Origin of the sequence: Lysinibacillus sp. ACHW1.5 (genome assembly GCF_022014815.1) — a bacterium.
In the GTDB taxonomy this organism is placed as follows: Bacteria; Bacillota; Bacilli; order Bacillales_A; family Planococcaceae; genus Lysinibacillus; species Lysinibacillus capsici.
In genome coordinates, this window is sequence record NZ_CP091777.1 from 3,387,263 (window position 1) to 3,404,600 (window position 17,338).

Consider the following 17,338-nt stretch of genomic DNA (forward strand, 5'->3'; position numbering starts at 1 on the left):
AAAAATTGCCCTGAAATGTTTTATATTGTCATTTCAGGGCAATTTATTTAAACAACCATTTACGTTTTGCTTTATCAATCCTATGAATTCGTTTGGAACGATCCATTGTGAGTACAAAAGCGATTTTTCCCGCTGTTTTTTGCTTCATACAACGCTGTATCTGCATGTAAAAACACAGATTGGAATGCTGGTCGATCTCGCTCATCCCATGTTATAAGACCCGCAGAAATGGTTACTTGTGGATCTGTGGCATTTGGGATGACTTCCACAATGGTTGATGCTAATTCCAAAGCTTCTTTTTCATCGATGTTGGGGACATAGACAGACATTTCTTCTCCACCCCATCTTGCACAAATCCCCCGGCTTCCAATAGTCTCTTTTAATTGAACCGCAATCTGAACAAGAATTTTATCTCCAACTTGGTGACCATACGTATCATTAATGCGTTTAAAATTATCAATATCAATTAACAAGAACATACCCGATTGATCATATTCAAGTGATTTTTCTACAAACTGATCGAGGTAACTGCGGGCATACAGTTTCGTTAAATGATCCAAATCGACCATTTCCTGAAGCTGTGTTCGTAAAATTGAGTTTGCAATGGCTAACGATGAATGGTGAATTAAAGATTGCATTAATTTGAAACTATCGAATGAAAAGAAATATGGCTCTTTATGTAAGACGATACTAAAACCATTAATCTTTTCCTCCATAAGTATAGGAATCGCCATAATAGAGCGATACTCAATTTGATTAGGAGTTAGACGGCTGAAATCGGCAACAAATAGTGGATCATTCGTTTGAGCAAAGTGTTGTTCAACATGTTTTATATAACTTTGACCGTTTTCTGAATGGAACAAGGAGGTACTTGCACCTGTTATTTCAAATGTCTCGTGTTTTTTAAATGCGAAACATACTTCCATTGGCTGAAAGGATTTCAGTAACTGCTTTTGTAGGAAAAGTAACATTTCATGAATGTCAATTCGCATATTTAAACGATGCGAAGTTTCATTGATGAGTTGTAAGTCACTTACGAGGCGATGCGATTGATGATATAATTTTGCATTTTCAAGTGCATTTCCTGAAGCTTGTGCCAGCATCCGTACAAAATCTTTTTCGGTTGTTGAAAAAAGATAAGTGGTGGGAGCACTTACTTGCAAGATGCCATAAATAGCTTGCCTGCCCTTAATCGGTGCATTTAACAACCGACAATTTAAATCGCTCGCTAACTCTGTCGTTAACTCTCCTGATACAAAGGCTTCAATTGTAGCAGGTCTTTCTGATAAATAATCAAAAAGCTTAATATCGATGGTCGTGTGTCGATCTTGATCATTCGATAAAATAAGCTCCACATTAAACTCTGGAAAATTATCCCGTATATTTTTTAATACATTTTCTAAAATTAAATCAATATCCATTGTTGAATGAAACAAATCAGTCATGTTATATAGTTTTCTATATTGGTCTTCATTCATTTTGACATCTAAATTGTCTCTAATCATTTGAAGAACCTTTGAAAGTATTTCTATACACTCTTCACCATACTCCGAGGTCATAAAGTCTGTCCAAGACTCTGTTGCCTCCACAAGTAATATACCAATGGGATTTTTGCCCTCTGCTTGGAAAAGCACCATATCTGTCATCATTGAATAGGCCTGTCTTGCTTTCAAAATATAAGGAATTTTCACTACTTTTTGTTGATAAAAACTAGCTTCGATCATCAGCCATGACACAGCATTTAGCTTTGTTTCTATTGTTAATGAAGCCATTTCTTCGATTGGGATTAAAGAATTACCTTCAAAACTAAGAAAAGCAGCATTATCAATTTTCAAGCGCTTCTTTAGAAACTGTTTCAATGAACAAAAATACCCATTAAAACTAGTTTGTTCTTCATAAGAACTCACCCAAAAGCTCAAAACATCAGATTTTATATATTTTAGCGTTTGTAAATGGTCTGTCATGAAATCACCTTTTCTATATAACGTCCAAATCAATTACTATTAACTTATAATATATTATACATAATTTGTGTCATTTTGACTATGTAATTATCCCTTACTTTTACAATTTACATAACACAGCGTATCATTAACTATTTCCATATTATTTAAAATAGGTAGTGAGGAATTTCCTACTATGTTCTTTTATATTTTTTTACTAGCTAATAATTGACGTCCTTGTCCTAAGCAGTTACAATGGAGGTTGTGTAAAATAAACGCAGCAGTGGTATAAGCTTATGATTGTATTTTATTCCTCTATTTTCTGATGTACAACTACTTAGATGATCAGTAATGAAAATTAGATGGTGTATTGTGTAACCTAACGGCTGCATAGGCGAAAGTACATGAAAATAAAATGCGTGTAAGAACGGGTACTACTGGTTTTTGTTTTACAACAAAAAAACCAAATTTAAAGGAGGAGACAACAATATGTCTCGTTATACAGGTCCATCTTGGAAATTATCACGTCGTCTTGGTATCTCACTAAGCGGTACAGGTAAAGAAATCGAAAAACGTCCTTACGCACCAGGACAACACGGTCCAAACCAACGTAAAAAATTATCAGAATACGGTTTACAACTTCAAGAAAAACAAAAACTTCGTCATATGTATGGTATGAACGAACGTCAATTCCGTACTCTATTTAACCGCGCTGGTAAAATGAAAGGTGTTCACGGTGAAAACTTCATGATCCTTCTTGAAACTCGCCTTGACAACTTAGTTTACCGTTTAGGTTTAGCTCGTACTCGTCGTGGAGCTCGTCAATTAGTTAACCATGGTCACATCTTAGTAGATGGCAAACGCGTTGATATCCCATCATACAGCGTAAAACCAGGTCAAACGATTTCTCTTCGTGAAAAATCTCAAAACCTTGCTGTAGTAGTAGAAGCAATTGAAGTAAACAACTTCGTACCTGACTACTTAACATTCGATGCTGACAAAAAAGAAGGTACATTCACTCGCCTTCCAGAGCGTTCTGAATTATCAGCTGAAATCAACGAAGCATTCATCGTAGAGTTCTACTCTCGTTAATTAAATTGCTCTGCAAAGAGTAGTTTAGAAAACCCTAGAAAGCCTTTTATATCAAGGCTCTCTAGGGTTTTTGCTTTTTATCAACCATGCTCAATCATGTATTAATTATTATATTTGGGGCTAATTATTAATGTTTTTGGTGGGCATATTTGTAAAGATGTTCAAGTAGGTTAGGAATAATATCCTATTCCTTTTTTATTTTGCCTCCCCCAAAAAACACCTGCCGTAGCAAGTGTTAATTTTTATTACTTTTCTTTATTCGTATCTTGTTTTGAGATTCCATTTCTTTACGTTTTTGCTCTTCTTCTAGTTGTTTTTATAGATACGTGGAGCATACGTTTTCATAAAGAAAGCATGCATACGTTGTTGAGTTTCAATAGATGGTATGGTGTTTTCAATTCATTCCCTCTTTCCCCATCCATCAGGAGTGGTCCTTTTATTCAAAGAGCAACACTATATACAACTATTATTTTTAGAAATTACTCAACTAATTCTACACTAAGTGTAGTAATCGCAAGTGGTGCTGTATCTTGAACTGTACCATTATAACCAACTTTTACCTTTGAACTGCATCTTAGATGTAAAACTTTCGAGATGCAGTTCAAAAATTTATTTTGGGCTTTTATTGCTTATTTAGTTTTTTGCTCATCACAACATCAATGTGTATTATAAGTGATTTAATTAATTACTGTTTTGAAAATTAATCATTACCTATTACCGTAGATTTTACTCCATACCCGCTCCTCATTTTTTTCCGTTTCACCCGCAATAACCATCCAACTACGAGATATAGACAAGTAGTTAAAATCCCTGCAGATGGGGAAACGAGAAATTCTTTTCCCTGAGCAAGTTTGATATAGCCATCGAGAATAAGTGGATTAACAAGTGCATCCTCAGTCATATGCATAAGGACAAGCGGCCATATACTCCTTGTCATTAAGTAAATTTCTGTGTACATCACTGTCCAGCAAATCATCGTGACGATACCTATTATTGTAAATAGCCATCTATTGACAGGAAGTACACTGATGATATCACTCTCTGATAAAAACACAAGAAAGTACGGGATATGCCATGTACCCCAAACACCACCAACAATTAGATAGAGCCAAAAATCATCCAACTTTAAATTTGAAAGCTTACTTGTCAGATAACCTCTCCATACGGATTCCTCGAAAAAGTTTTTAACGAATTGAATAAGTAATCCACTAAAAAACACAGATAATACAGTGCTTAGATTAAAGGCTGAAAAGTCCATCCAGTTGAAAACATAGCTAATTAAAAGTACTAAAGTTGTGACTGCTGGATAAATGAAAAGTGCAATGACATACCATTTTAAATTGCCCTTAAAATTAGGCAATAAACCTATATCCCGCCAACCATCTCCTGCGAAGGAACGTAACAGGATGGTTGCAAGCAGCGGAGATATGAGCCAAATTCCCATACCAAGAGTATCTCCCTGAGGCTGCTCTGGAATCAATTTATCCACTAACACACCAAACCAACCACACAGTAACACAACAACAATAAAGATCATTATGTTTCTCCGGGATGTTTTCATCTTCAATTAACCTCCTTGTTTTCAAGTATCGAAAGAATCCACATAATATTAGGACAAGGTGTTTCTGGATGTAGCGCAATATATTGAGCAATTCCTTGTATAGAACACCAAAATGACACTGCAAGGGCTTCTGGATTCCCTTGCCTGATTTCACCTAGCAATTGTCCCTTTTCAATTAAAGGGATACTCCTTTTTATTAATTTGTCTGCTTCAGCAAGCATTTCTTTTAAATCCTCTGACAAATGTTCAAGATGCTGGGCATTTTCCATCAATACAAACATTTTTGCAGCAGATGGATTTGTACAAATCATATTAAATAACTCCTCAACAACTACCTTAAACGTGTCCAATGGTGATTCATCAGTAAAGTGAAAATCCATTTTAAGTCGTTCACAGCCTATTCGAATAAGCTCTTCATAAAGTTTTTCCTTTGAGTCGAAATAATGAAAAAGCAATCCCATACTCATATCAGCAGCTTTGGCAATATCGGCAACCTTTGTTTCCCCATATCCCTTCCGTATAAACAAATCCAGTGCAGATGTTAAAATAACGGCCTTTCGTTGCTCCTTTTGTTCATGTCGTAATGACATTGTAAGCACCCCTTCATTAAAAATATATTCATTGAAATAATATTCAATGAATATTTAAAAATCCCTGCAAAAATACCTACTAAACGTAAAATTTTTTAAGAAGCTAATGGAACTTTTCTGTTTGGAATAAGTCAAATGTAGGAAATATTCAAAGTAAGAGGAGGATAATATGAAGCTTGATGAATTAGTTATGCTGATCTTAATTTAAGTGGACTAATAACATTTTTCATTGTTCCATTTGATAGGAATAAACCTTTTGAACATCCCTGCACTTTTTCAACGCTTTTCAGAGAAAATCTAATGCGGCTCATTTTCCATAAAAAGACGCTATTTGCGGTTATATTATGGATTCTCCTATTAACAGGTATTTGGTTTGGCTTTAAACAACAGGAGTACCATATCAACGCTCATAGTGGAAATCCCCCTATTCACACAAATACAACAGCAATTATATATATGTGGATTATTCCTCTATACAATTGTTCTTTATTTACTACTTGCATTGACTACAACTTTCAAAGCTCAAAAAATAACCATTAATTCATCTAAATAATGACAATTTTATGTACATTAAAATAGTAATTGCATAGGGAAAAACAACTTAAACACTATCATTATAATCAATATAAAATATCAGTTATTTACTATGTATTCCAGCTTGATTTTAGAACCAATTCCTAAAAAATATATTTTACTTTTATAAAAAAACATTTAAAAAGTGTATTAAAATCAATATTCCTAGGCAATCCAATCGTACAGCCATCAATAAAAAGGTTCATCTTTTTTGTAAAATAATAACTTGGTAAAAAGGGAATATTTTAACAAAAATATGAGTTGAACTTTCACAAAAAATAGAATACGATGAATTGCGAAAGGTGGTTCACCATCATTCAAGCAATAATAATTTTTTAAAAGGGGTTGGAAATATGTCAGACGTTCTAAAGCAATTTATTATGCCGAAAACAAACTTATTTGGACCTGGAGCAATTCAAGAAGTTGGTAAACGCTTAAATGATTTAGAAGTGAAAAAGACATTAATCGTAACAGATGAGGGTCTACACAAATTAGGTCTCTCAGAACAAATTGCTAACATCATTACAGCTGCTGGAATTGATGTAGCAATTTTCCCGAAAGCAGAACCAAATCCAACAGATCAAAACATTGAAGATGGCATTTCCGTGTATCATGCGGAAAACTGCGATTCTATTGTTTCTCTTGGAGGAGGCAGCGCACACGATGCAGCAAAAGGTATCGGACTTATTGCTTCGAATGGTGGACGTATTCATGATTATGAAGGCGTTGATAAATCACAAAATCCACTTGTGCCATTAATTGCAATTAATACAACTGCTGGTACTGCCAGTGAAATGACTCGTTTCACTATTATCACGGATACAGCACGCAAAGTAAAAATGGCCATTGTTGATAAGCATGTGACACCGTTACTTTCTATAAACGATCCTGAATTAATGATTGGTTTACCTCCTGCTCTTACGGCGGCTACTGGGGTTGATGCATTAACACATGCTATTGAATCATTCGTTTCTACGAATGCTACACCAATCACGGACGCATGTGCTGAAAAGGTACTTCAACTAATCCCTGAATATCTACCACGTGCCTATGCAAATGGAGCTGATATAGAAGCCCGTGAACAAATGGTATATGCACAATTTTTAGCGGGAATGGCCTTTAATAATGCATCACTTGGTTATGTTCATGCAATTGCTCATCAATTGGGTGGTTTCTATAACCTACCACATGGCGTGTGCAACGCTATTTTATTGCCACATGTTTGTCGATTTAATGTCACAGCACGTACAGAGCGCTTTGCTCGTATCGCTGAATTATTAGGAGAAAATGTAGAAGGTTTAAGTAAGCGCGATGCCGCTGAAAAGGCTATTACAGCTATTGAGAAGTTATCTCAAGATTTAAATATCCCTAGCGGCTTCCGTGAATTAGGGGCAAAAGATGAGGATATCGAGATCTTAGCAAAAAATGCATTGTTAGATGTGTGTGCTGAGACGAACCCTCGTAAAGCAACACTAGAGGATATCAAACAAATCATCACAAATGCAATGGGTCCTATTGTGAAAAAAGAAGAGTCACTCGAGGCAGTTGCCCTTTCTTAATCGACGGTTTCCTATAAGCCTATACAAAGGGTGGAGAAAACAAATGTTTTCTCCACTTTTTTATGGGCTCGATACACACACATTGTCTATCACGGGAACTCTCGCTATACTTTTCTTAAAAAGAATAGGAGAAAACAATATGCGTTTAATTTCAATTTGTCCTAGCAATACAGAATTAGTCGCCTATTTAGGGCTGACAGACCAGCTCGTTGGAGTAGATGATTATTCCGATTGGCCAGCCTCAGTTAAAAATCTACCACAGCTTGGGCCTGATTTATCAATTAACATGGAGGCATTAGAGGCATTACAGCCTGATCTTGTTCTGGCTTCCTTGAGTGTACCGGGTATGGAAAAAAACATTGAGGCACTAAAAGAAAGAAATATTCCTCATATTATTTTTAATGCAAACTCCTTAGAAGAAATTGCGCAAGATCTTCTGACACTTGGGAAAGCTTGTCAAGTGGAGGAACAAGCAAAGACAATCGCTGAAGAGTACATGCATTCCATCGAAAAAATGTATTCCATTGCACGAACAATTCCAAAGAAACCTACCCTTTATTGGGAATGGTGGCCAAACCCTATTTTCACTCCTGGGAAAATAAATTGGCTAACAGAAATTAGCGCTCTTGCTGGTGGCATTAATCTTTTTCAAGATGTTGAGCTTGCTAGTGTTCAAACAGATTGGACAGATGTTGTTAAACGACAGCCTGACTATATCATGATGGCTTGGGTTGGTGTCGCATTTGAGCGTATCCAGCCTGCTAATTTATTAAAACGTCCATATGCCAAAGAGCTACATGCCGTTCAATCGGAACAGCTTCATGTAATGGAAGAATGGCTGTATTGTCGCCCTTCTCCACGACTTGTTGAGGGTGCTATAAAGCTTGCAAAAATACTGCATCCTAAAGAATATGAACAAATAAAACCTCCAAGTTTCTTATGATTAAAAAACCACATCCAGTGTTTTGGATGTGGTTTTGCAAATAGAAATTATATAAATTTCACCATATGATATTTTTTCTTACCTCGACGGACAATACTAAATGCATCCTCTAAACGATCCTTCGCATCGACTACATATTCTAAATCCGTTACCTTTTCACCGTTTATACTAATAGCACCATTTGATACATCTTCACGTGCTTGACGTTTTGAAGAGGAAATGCCTGCCTCCACAAGTAGATCCACAATGTTTTTATCCTCTTTAGCCATTTCAATAGAAGGAACATCTTTAAAAGCGTCTTTCATTTCTTCAGCTGAAAGTGCTTTTAGATTTCCTGAGAATAAAGCAGCTGTAATACGGATGGCTTGCTCTAATGCCTCTTGACCATGGATTAAACGAGTCATTTCTTCAGCTAGCGCCTTTTGTGCCTTACGTAAATGTGGCTCCTCCTCTACAGATACGGCTAAAGCTTCAATTTCTTCACGAGATAGGAACGTAAAGATTTTTAAGTATTTTATGACATCTGCATCAGCTGCATTGATCCAGAATTGGTAGAACTCATATGGAGATGTTTTCTTACTATCTAACCAAACAGCACCACCTGCTGTTTTACCAAACTTCGTGCCATCTGCCTTTGTTACTAATGGAATCGTAATTCCAAAGGCTTTCGTTTCTTCCTCGTGTGTTTTACGAATAACCTCTAACCCGGTTGTAATATTACCCCATTGGTCAGAGCCACCTACTTGAATACGGCAATTGTAGTGATTGTATAAATGATTGTAATCAATACCTTGAATTAACGTATAGGCAAACTCTGTAAATGAGATTCCTGTGTCAAGACGAGAAGCAATCGTATCCTTTGCTAACATGTAGTTTACGTTAATTAGTTTCCCATAATCACGTAAAAATTCAATTGTATTGATATTACCAATCCAGTCACGATTGTTCACAAGCTGAGCACCATTGCCATCTTCCGCAAATTCGAAAATACGTTCTAATTGACGACGGATTCCTTGAACGTTTTTATCGATCTGCTCTACTGTTTGTAATTGGCGCTCTTCTGAACGGCCAGATGGGTCACCGATCATCCCTGTCGCACCACCAACAAGTAAAATTGGGCGGTGGCCCGCTTTTTGGAATCGACGAAGTGTTAACAATGGAACAATATGTCCAATATGCATGGAGTCAGCTGTTGGATCTACCCCACAGTATAAAGATACGGATTGTTCTTCTAATAATTTTGCCATGCCATCAGCATCTGTTTGTTGGTATAGCAAACCACGCCATTCTAAATCTTGTAATAATTCGTTTGTCATGTTCATTCCTCCTAAAATGGTTAAATTCGTTACGTGCATGGACATGTTTAAATAAAAAAAGTCCCTACACGCAAACAATTGCATGCAGGGACGTTAAGTTACAAACTAACGCGGTACCACCCAGCTTGAAGATGTCATCCACCTTCCACTTCATTCAGCCGCCTTTATCGCAGGCGCGCACGTCTAAGCTCCAAGCACGTAATTCGTCTCTACATTATGACCAGCTTTCACCAACCACTGGCTCTCTAAACAGGGAATATAGACACTACTGCAAACTCTTCATCACCAGAAAACTATAAACATAATTCTATACGATTCTTTTTCAAAGTCAATAACTATGTTCGTGCTAAAACAATATGTGCTATAATAGACAAGATTTTAGGAGGTCGATACATTGAAAGATTGGATTGAAAAAATCAATGCAAAGATCGATGAATTACTTGAACAAAAATGGATGAAGAAATTACGTATTTCAGGTAGTGTTACCTGGAACTTATTTTTACTATTTTTAGTCTTTGCATTGGTTGGCACTGTATTTGTCGGTTCAGTTGGTGCTGGTTATTTTGCTTCTCTTGTAAAAGAAGAACCGTTACGCTCAAAACAAGAGTTAAGGGATCAGATTTTTAGCTATGAAGAAACCAGTGAGATTTATTTTGCCAACGAGATTTATATTGGGAAATTAAGAACAGATTTAGATCGACGTGAAACTTCGCTTAGCAATGTTGCACCAGAGGTCGTGAATGCTGTTCTGGCAACAGAAGATGAATATTTCCGAGAGCATAACGGAATTGTTCCTAAAGCGGTTATTCGTGGGTTATTACAAGATGTCACAAACTCTGCAACGCAGACAGGTGGTTCTACACTTACCCAGCAACTTATTAAAAACCAAGTACTAACTAATGAAGTATCATACGAGCGTAAAGCTAAGGAAATTTTACTGGCGATGCGTTTAGAACATTTTATGACGAAGGAAGAAATATTAGAGGCTTATTTAAATATCATTCCCTATGGTCGTAACTCTTCAGGACGAAATATTGCAGGTGTTGAAACAGCTGCGGAAGGAATTTTTGGCGTAAAAGCAAAAGAATTGTCTCTTCCTCAAGCTGCGTACATAGCTGGTATACCACAGGCACCATTTGCTTATACACCTTTTACAAATACAGGTGAACTGAAAAGTGAAGAAGCTTTGAAACCTGGTATTGATCGTATGAAAACAGTACTTTATCGTATGAAAGAAGCTGGTTATATTGATGATGCACAGTATAATGAAGCGTTAAACTATAATATTGCTGCCGATTTCCGTGGACCAGAAATGCGCGCGGAAGATCGTTATCCTTGGTTGACTTATGAGCTTGAAGCTCGTGCAAAAGATATTATTGCTGAAAAACTAGCAAAAGATGATGGGGTTGACCCAGAGCGCTTAAAGTCAGAAAAAAAATTAAAGGATAAATATACAATTTTAGCAGATCGTGATGTTCGTTCAAAAGGCTATCGTATTTATTCAACCATTAATAAAGATATGTATGATGCGATGCAAAAAGCAGCAAAAGACTTCCAGTATTATGGTCATACGTATACTGGTAAAGGGAAAGACCCTGTTACTGGTGAAGAAATTGATATTGAGATGCCAGTACAAGTAGGTAGTATTTTAATAGAAAATACGACAGGTCGCATTTTAAGCTTTGTCGGAGGTCGAGACTTTAAAACCACTCAAGTAAACCATGCAACACAAGCTTATCGTTCTAACGGTTCTACAATGAAACCATTACTTGTTTATGGACCTGCCATTGAGTATGGCGTAATCGGTGCGGGTAGCCCATTAGTTGACGTGAAATTCTCAATCGGTTCTTGGAGTCCAAGTAACTATATTACGAGTGATGAGCGAGGTCTTATCCCAGCACGTGAAGCTTTAGCAGATTCTCAAAACATTTCAGCACTACGTTTATATAATGATATTATTAGTAGACGCCCTGCAGATTTATTAGTAAAAATGGGATTCTCAAAATTACATCCTGATGATTTTACTAACCTAGCAACTGGGATCGGTGCTTTAAGCGAAGGAACTACTGTTGAAGAAAATACAAATGCCTTTGCTACCTTTGCAAATGGTGGCCAATTCATTGACGCTTATATGATTGATCGAATTGAAGACCAAGAAGGAAATATTGTTTACCAACATGAAGTAGAACCTGTTCAAGTATTTAGCCCTGAAACATCTTATATCGTGACAGATATGTTACGTGATGTTCTCACTAAAGGAACAGGGACAATGGCACGAAATACATTAAAATTCTCTTCTGATTTCGCTGCAAAAACAGGGACTTCTCAAGAATATAAAGATGTTTGGTTAGTTGGTTATAACCCTAATGTATCTCTTGGTGTTTGGATGGGTTACGATCAACCTCGTACACTTTATGCATTTAACAACACCTATTTACAGCCAAGCGTTCGGGTGAATAAGCTATGGGGTACTTTAATGAATGCCGTTTACGATGCGGATCCTCAGCTAATCGACCCACCAACAAGTTTTAAGGCGCCTAAAAATGTTGTGACTGCGTCATTCTGTGGCATTTCCGGCATGGCCCCTTCTGCAGCTTGTGCTAGCGCAGGTCTTGTACGCTCAGATTTATTTAATGCGAAAGTATTTTTACCATCACAACCTGATGATAGCTTAGCCTCTTCAAGTGTTGTGACGATTAAAGGAAAAACTTATAATGCGTTGCCAAATACACCAGCAGAGTTTGTAAAAGCAGGTGGCGCAGGCATTAATCAAGACTTTATTAAACGAATGTTAGGTAGACTTGGCGGGAACCCTGCTAGTCTGTTACCAAAGAATTCTACATTGTCGAATTCATCTGTATCAGCAGTTGATTTCCCAGCGGATGGTAACCCTCCAGCAGCTGTTTCAGCTTCAGTAAATGGCTCTACATTATCATGGTCAGAGTCATCGAATGATGTTGTTGGTTATCGTATCTACAACGTTACGAATGGCGGTAATACACTTGTAACGTCCGTACTAGAGTCAACACAAAGCATTACGGTTGCTAGTGGACAAGCTTATGTAGTGGTCGCTGTAGATATTACAGGTTTAACATCACCACACTCCAATGTTGTGTCTACTGGCGGTAGTGAAAATGAACCTGACCCTGAGGAAAACGACCAAGAACCAATACCACCTACAACGCCACCTACTAATGGCAATGGTAATGGTTCGGGTAGTAACGGCAATGGCTCCAATAACGGGAACGGGTCTGGTAATAACGGCAATGGCTCCAATAACGGGGATGGTTCTGGTAACAATGGCAATGGCTCCAATAACGGGGATGGCGATGGAAGCAATGGCGATGGAACTGATAACCCCGGAGATGGCACAAACGGAGGAGACAATGGTAATACCACTACTCCAACTGAAACGTCAAGGCGCTAATCCATTTTGCCTTAGCAAAAGCATTTGTATTAGATAATCAATTAAACAGACTTACTGCATATTCCTTATGAATTGTAGTAAGTCTGTTTTTTTGTCATTATTAAGAGGACTACTATTTTGAAGGGGTGAAAATATATGAACATATTGATTTTAGGAGGCACACGTTTTTTTGGAAAAAAGCTAGTTGATCTTTGTATTCAAAATGGACATAATGTAACGATTTTAACACGTGGTCAAAGTGGCAATCCCTTTGGTACACATGTTAAGCAATTAGTAGTAAATCGTAATGATCGTGATGCTTTAGAGCAGGCACTAGCCAATACAACATGGGACATTGTCTATGATAATATTTGCTATTCGCCCAACGAGGCACAAGCGATTTGCGAGATATTAAAGGGAAAAACGAAAAAGCTCGTCTTTACTTCTACTCTTTCAACATATGAGGTAGATGGTAAGATGAAAAAGGAAGAAGACTTTGATCCATACCAGTATCAAATTCGTATGGGACATCAAGAGGAATTTTCTTATGGAGAAGGAAAACGACAAGCGGAGGCAGTCTTATTCAAAGAAGCTTCATTCCCAGTCGTAGCTGTACGTTTCCCAATTGTGATGGGCGAAGATGATTATACTCGACGTTTACATTTTCACGTTGAACATATTTTACAGAATCAGCCGATTACTTTACCGAACATTGATGCAAAGATGAGTTATATTACAGATGAGGAAGCTGCTGAATTTTTATACTTTGCGGGTGTTACTCCTATTGAGGGACCATACAACGCTACCGCATCAGGGGCCATATCTCTCAAAGATCTAATTGCTCTAATTGAAGAAGCAAGTGGTCAGCGCGCAAAAATTTCCCTCATTGGTGGTGATGAGGAATCACAGTCTCCTTATGGAGTGCCTGCTGATTGGTATATGTCCAATGCTAAGGCTGAGAAGGCAGGATTTACGTTTAGTCAGCTTGAAGATTGGTTACCAAAATTAGTGACAACATTAGTAAAACAACTACAATAGCATTTATAGCGCAAAGAATCTGCTAATATCTAGCAGATTCTTTGTTCATCCTAATGTCTAGTCATTTTTGCCGCTAATGCCTCACTTTCTGCTGAACGAAAGTGTATTTTCACGGTAATATGTTCTTTAAAATAGCTACTGCTTTGTCAATCTCTTCCTTTGTGACCGTTAATGGAGGCAAAAGACGAATAACTGTTGGCCCTGCCCCTACTAATAAAAGACCACTTTCTTCTGCTGCCGCGATATAAGGCGCAACTTCCGTGTCCCCACAGCCAATCCCTAACAAGAGACCCTGACCTTGAACCGTATAGCTAGAAGGTAAATGAGCCCTTAGTTGTGCCATAAAATAGGCAGATATTTCTCGTACCTGCTGTAAAAAATCCGGCTCAAACACATGATTTAAAACAGCTTGTGCCACATTCATCGCAAGAGGGTTTCCACCGAATGTTGTACCATGTGTTCCTGGACTAAATGTAGCCTGAAGCTCAGCAGTTCCGAGCATTGCACCAACAGGGAAACCACCACCTAAGCCTTTTGCCAAAGTTACGATATGTGGCTTTAATACCGTTTGTTCAAATGCATAGCGTGTTCCTGTTCGTCCAATGCCCGTTTGCACTTCATCAACAATTAGTAGTACACCTTGCTCCTCACAGACTTTTGCAATAGCTGCGGCAAATTCTGCTGATACACTATTGACGCCACCCTCTCCCTGAATCATTTCTAGCATTATAGCTGCAACTGAATCATCAACGGTTGCTTCAAGTGTAGCAGCATCATTAAATGGCAAAATCGAAAATTTTTCTACGAGTGGTCCAAAGCCATTATGTACTTTGCCTTGACCTGTTGCAGACATTGCTCCAAAAGTACGACCGTGGAATGATTTTTCAAATGTAATAATATGATGTTTGCCTGTATGCTTACGAGCTAATTTAATGGCCGCTTCATTAGCCTCAGCGCCGCTATTACAAAAAAAGGCATGTGAAAAGTGTGTATTAGCAATTAATTTTTCTGCCACCTTTTCCTGACCTGGTATTTCAAAAAGATTTGAAATATGCCATAGCTTTTGGCTTTGCTCTTGAAGTGCCTGTACAACGGCTGGATGGGCATGACCAAGACTCACTACAGCAATGCCACTAGTAAAATCCAAGTATTGCTTCCCTGTTGAATCCTCAACAATTGTCCCCTGACCTTTAACAATTTGTGCACGACGCTTGCCGTAATTCTCAAATAAAACACTCATGTTATCATCTCCACTATATTTAAAATAGTTTCTTTCAACAACTATACTTCTCAAGCTATCCTATTTAGAACACTAGGAAGAAAGAAGTTCACTTGTGGCTACAATTGTTGTACCAATTAAAGTTGCGCCTACGATTTGTACAGAAGGAATCCCTGCCCGTAAACAGTCAATCGCTCCCTGCACTTTCGGAATCATTCCACCATAAATATGGCCCTGCTCTGTCCATTGATCTATAAGACTAGGTGTAGCTATTGCTTGATATTCATCTTCAATACGGATACCACTCACATCTGTCACGAGTAGTAAGCTATCTGCTCCGATGGCTAAAGCAATTTCACTTGCTACCGTATCGCCATTAATATTAAGAGCCTGACCTGCTTCGGTCGTACCTACGCAGGCAATAACAGGTACAATCCCTACACCCATTAAAGCTTCCAATAAGGATGTATTGATATTTTTAATAGCTCCGACATAGCCATAAGCCTCTTGATCTAAAAAGTCTACGACCATCAACTGTCCATCAAAGCCATTTAATCCGATGGCTGTTATACCAGCCGTTGTTAACTCATGAACTAATGCAGTGTTTACTTGTCCTATTAGAGTGGATTGGACAACTTTAATTGCAGAATCATTCGTGACGCGTATTCCATTTAATGTATGTGATTGTATGCCTTGAGCAGCTAGTTCTCGATTTATGGCTGGCCCACCTCCGTGGGTAATAATCAGCTCTACCCCACTCTCTTGTAATCTTTTAAAATTATCAAAGAAAGTATCATTTAAACCTTCCAGTGTACTGCCCCCAAGCTTAATGACCACACGTTTATGAGCGGTATGATGCATTGATTTGGACATAGTCATATGTTAAGTCACATCCCCAAGCATGCCCCTTACCATCACCCACACCAAGAGACACATAGATTTTTACTTCATGCATTTTTAATATTTGAATTAACTCATTCTCAGAAAAGGGAATTGGTTCACCGTTTTCTACCATAGTAGCACCACCGATTTGGATGGTAATTTTATCTGGATCAACTGTTGCGCCACTATACCCTACTGCTGCAATAATACGCCCCCAGTTAGCATCACAGCCGAAAACAGCAGTCTTTACAAGTGGTGAACCAACGACTGTTTTTGCAATTTTACGTGCCTCCTCGTCTGAAATTGCACCAACAACTTCTACTTCGATAAGCTTCGTTGCTCCTTCACCATCTTTGGCAATCATTTTTGCTAAATCTTCCGCTACTGTTTGCAAAGTGTAAAAGAAATTTTGCCAATCTGGATGCTCTGGTGTTAATGAATCATTCCCTGCCAAGCCATTAGCCAATATTACCACTGTGTCATTAGTAGACGTATCCCCATCAACTGTAATAGCATTAAATGTTAAATTAGTAATAGTTGTTAATGCTGCTTGCAACACCTCAGATTCAATGTTGGCATCTGTTGTAATAAAGCCTAGCATTGTTGCCATATTAGGTTCGATCATACCTGAACCTTTTGCTACACCTGCAATAATAACTTCCTTGCCATCCACAGTTGTACTATAGCTTGTGTTTTTCATGACAGTATCTGTTGTCAAAATAGCCTGTGCAAAGTCAATCGCACTTTCTAAATTGTCCTTTGGCTCTAACTGTAGAATACCGTTTGCTACTGGCTCTAATTTCATCATTTCTCCAATAACACCCGTCGAGCAAACTCCCACCAAATTTGGTGCAATCCCTAATTTTTCAGCAGCTAGCGCTTGCATTGTTTGGGCATCTTTTACACCTTGTTTACCTGTACAAGCATTCGCATTGCCTGAATTGACGATCATCGCTTGCATTTTCTTAGTTGCATAAACAACTTCCTTCGTGACTTTTAATGGTGCTGCTTGCACAGCGTTTGTAGTAAAAACACCTGCAACACTTGCTGGGACTTCACTTACTAAAAGGGCTAAATCTTTTTTCTTATGTTTTAAACCACAGTGTAATCCGGCTGCCTTAAAGCCTTTTGGTGAAACAATATTTTTACTTGATAATTTTTTCATTACATTCGTTGAAGTGGTAACTGTCATCCGAAATTCCTCCTTAGATTAATA

12 protein-coding genes are annotated in these 17,338 nt (G+C 37.8%); 5 read left to right on the top strand and 7 right to left on the bottom strand.

What is annotated here, in order from left to right:
- Positions 1 to 80: 80 nt before the first annotated feature.
- A complete protein-coding gene (locus tag L6W14_RS16970) occupies positions 81 to 1,964 on the bottom strand; it encodes a sensor domain-containing diguanylate cyclase (protein WP_237898461.1) in 1,884 nt (627 codons plus the stop codon).
- Positions 1,965 to 2,432: 468 nt separating this feature from the next.
- Here L6W14_RS16970 and rpsD point away from each other — a divergent pair, with 468 nt between their 5' ends.
- Positions 2,433 to 3,035, top strand: coding sequence for a 30S ribosomal protein S4 (rpsD, locus tag L6W14_RS16975; protein ID WP_016991579.1), 603 nt, complete (start codon positions 2,433 to 2,435; stop codon positions 3,033 to 3,035).
- 700 nt (positions 3,036 to 3,735) lie between these two features.
- Here rpsD and L6W14_RS16980 read toward each other — a convergent pair.
- The gene (locus L6W14_RS16980) at positions 3,736 to 4,596 is read right to left on the bottom strand and encodes a CPBP family intramembrane glutamic endopeptidase (RefSeq protein ID WP_131521324.1); all 861 of its coding nucleotides are present in this window, start codon (positions 4,594 to 4,596) and stop codon (positions 3,736 to 3,738) included.
- 2 nt (positions 4,597 to 4,598) lie between these two features.
- On the bottom strand, positions 4,599 to 5,186 hold the full coding sequence (locus L6W14_RS16985) for a TetR/AcrR family transcriptional regulator (RefSeq protein ID WP_237898463.1): 588 nt from the start codon (positions 5,184 to 5,186) through the stop codon (positions 4,599 to 4,601).
- Positions 5,187 to 6,112: 926 nt separating this feature from the next.
- On the opposite strand from L6W14_RS16985, the gene L6W14_RS16990 reads away from it, so the two are divergent.
- Both L6W14_RS16990 and L6W14_RS16995 read left to right on the top strand, forming a co-directional pair.
- A complete protein-coding gene (locus L6W14_RS16990) occupies positions 6,113 to 7,318 on the top strand; it encodes an iron-containing alcohol dehydrogenase (RefSeq protein WP_237898465.1) in 1,206 nt (401 codons plus the stop codon).
- A gap of 139 nt (positions 7,319 to 7,457) precedes the next feature.
- Complete coding sequence (locus L6W14_RS16995; RefSeq protein WP_131521322.1) at positions 7,458 to 8,261, top strand: cobalamin-binding protein; 804 nt, start codon at positions 7,458 to 7,460, stop codon at positions 8,259 to 8,261.
- Between the two features lie 47 nt (positions 8,262 to 8,308).
- Here L6W14_RS16995 and tyrS read toward each other — a convergent pair whose 3' ends face one another.
- Positions 8,309 to 9,577 (bottom strand): tyrosine--tRNA ligase, encoded by a 1,269-nt coding sequence (gene tyrS / locus L6W14_RS17000; protein WP_237898470.1) that lies wholly within the window; start codon positions 9,575 to 9,577, stop codon positions 8,309 to 8,311.
- Positions 9,578 to 9,971: 394 nt separating this feature from the next.
- On the opposite strand from tyrS, the gene L6W14_RS17005 reads away from it, so the two are divergent.
- Together L6W14_RS17005 and L6W14_RS17010 are read left to right on the top strand one after the other, a co-directional pair.
- Positions 9,972 to 13,004, top strand: coding sequence for a transglycosylase domain-containing protein (locus L6W14_RS17005; RefSeq protein WP_237898471.1), 3,033 nt, complete (start codon positions 9,972 to 9,974; stop codon positions 13,002 to 13,004).
- Positions 13,005 to 13,139: 135 nt separating this feature from the next.
- Positions 13,140 to 14,021 carry an NAD-dependent epimerase/dehydratase family protein gene (locus tag L6W14_RS17010; RefSeq protein ID WP_066037564.1) on the top strand — a complete coding sequence of 294 codons (882 nt, stop codon included), beginning with the start codon at positions 13,140 to 13,142 and terminating at the stop codon, positions 14,019 to 14,021.
- 109 nt (positions 14,022 to 14,130) lie between these two features.
- Here L6W14_RS17010 and L6W14_RS17015 read toward each other — a convergent pair whose 3' ends face one another.
- The 3 genes from L6W14_RS17015 to argJ all read right to left on the bottom strand — a co-directional run bounded on the left by L6W14_RS17015 (position 14,131) and on the right by argJ (position 17,314).
- The gene (locus L6W14_RS17015) at positions 14,131 to 15,261 is read right to left on the bottom strand and encodes an acetylornithine transaminase (RefSeq protein ID WP_237898472.1); all 1,131 of its coding nucleotides are present in this window, start codon (positions 15,259 to 15,261) and stop codon (positions 14,131 to 14,133) included.
- A 72-nt stretch (positions 15,262 to 15,333) separates the two neighbouring features.
- A complete protein-coding gene (gene argB / locus L6W14_RS17020; RefSeq protein ID WP_131521318.1) occupies positions 15,334 to 16,119 on the bottom strand; it encodes an acetylglutamate kinase in 786 nt (261 codons plus the stop codon).
- The gene (gene argJ, locus L6W14_RS17025) at positions 16,082 to 17,314 is read right to left on the bottom strand and encodes a bifunctional glutamate N-acetyltransferase/amino-acid acetyltransferase ArgJ (protein WP_131521317.1); all 1,233 of its coding nucleotides are present in this window, start codon (positions 17,312 to 17,314) and stop codon (positions 16,082 to 16,084) included. Before argJ ends, argB begins: the two co-directional genes overlap by 38 nt.
- Positions 17,315 to 17,338: the final 24 nt, after the last annotated feature.

Coding starts and splice junctions, on each gene's coding strand:
- L6W14_RS16970 (WP_237898461.1), bottom strand. CDS start 1,964: ATGACAGACCATTTACAAACGCTAAAATATATAAAATCTGATGTTTTG.
- rpsD (WP_016991579.1), top strand. CDS start 2,433: ATGTCTCGTTATACAGGTCCATCTTGGAAATTATCACGTCGTCTTGGT.
- L6W14_RS16980 (WP_131521324.1), bottom strand. CDS start 4,596: ATGAAAACATCCCGGAGAAACATAATGATCTTTATTGTTGTTGTGTTA.
- L6W14_RS16985 (WP_237898463.1), bottom strand. CDS start 5,186: ATGTCATTACGACATGAACAAAAGGAGCAACGAAAGGCCGTTATTTTA.
- L6W14_RS16990 (WP_237898465.1), top strand. CDS start 6,113: ATGTCAGACGTTCTAAAGCAATTTATTATGCCGAAAACAAACTTATTT.
- L6W14_RS16995 (WP_131521322.1), top strand. CDS start 7,458: ATGCGTTTAATTTCAATTTGTCCTAGCAATACAGAATTAGTCGCCTAT.
- tyrS (WP_237898470.1), bottom strand. CDS start 9,577: ATGACAAACGAATTATTACAAGATTTAGAATGGCGTGGTTTGCTATAC.
- L6W14_RS17010 (WP_066037564.1), top strand. CDS start 13,140: ATGAACATATTGATTTTAGGAGGCACACGTTTTTTTGGAAAAAAGCTA.
- L6W14_RS17015 (WP_237898472.1), bottom strand. CDS start 15,261: ATGAGTGTTTTATTTGAGAATTACGGCAAGCGTCGTGCACAAATTGTT.
- argB (WP_131521318.1), bottom strand. CDS start 16,119: ATGACTATGTCCAAATCAATGCATCATACCGCTCATAAACGTGTGGTC.
- argJ (WP_131521317.1), bottom strand. CDS start 17,314: ATGACAGTTACCACTTCAACGAATGTAATGAAAAAATTATCAAGTAAA.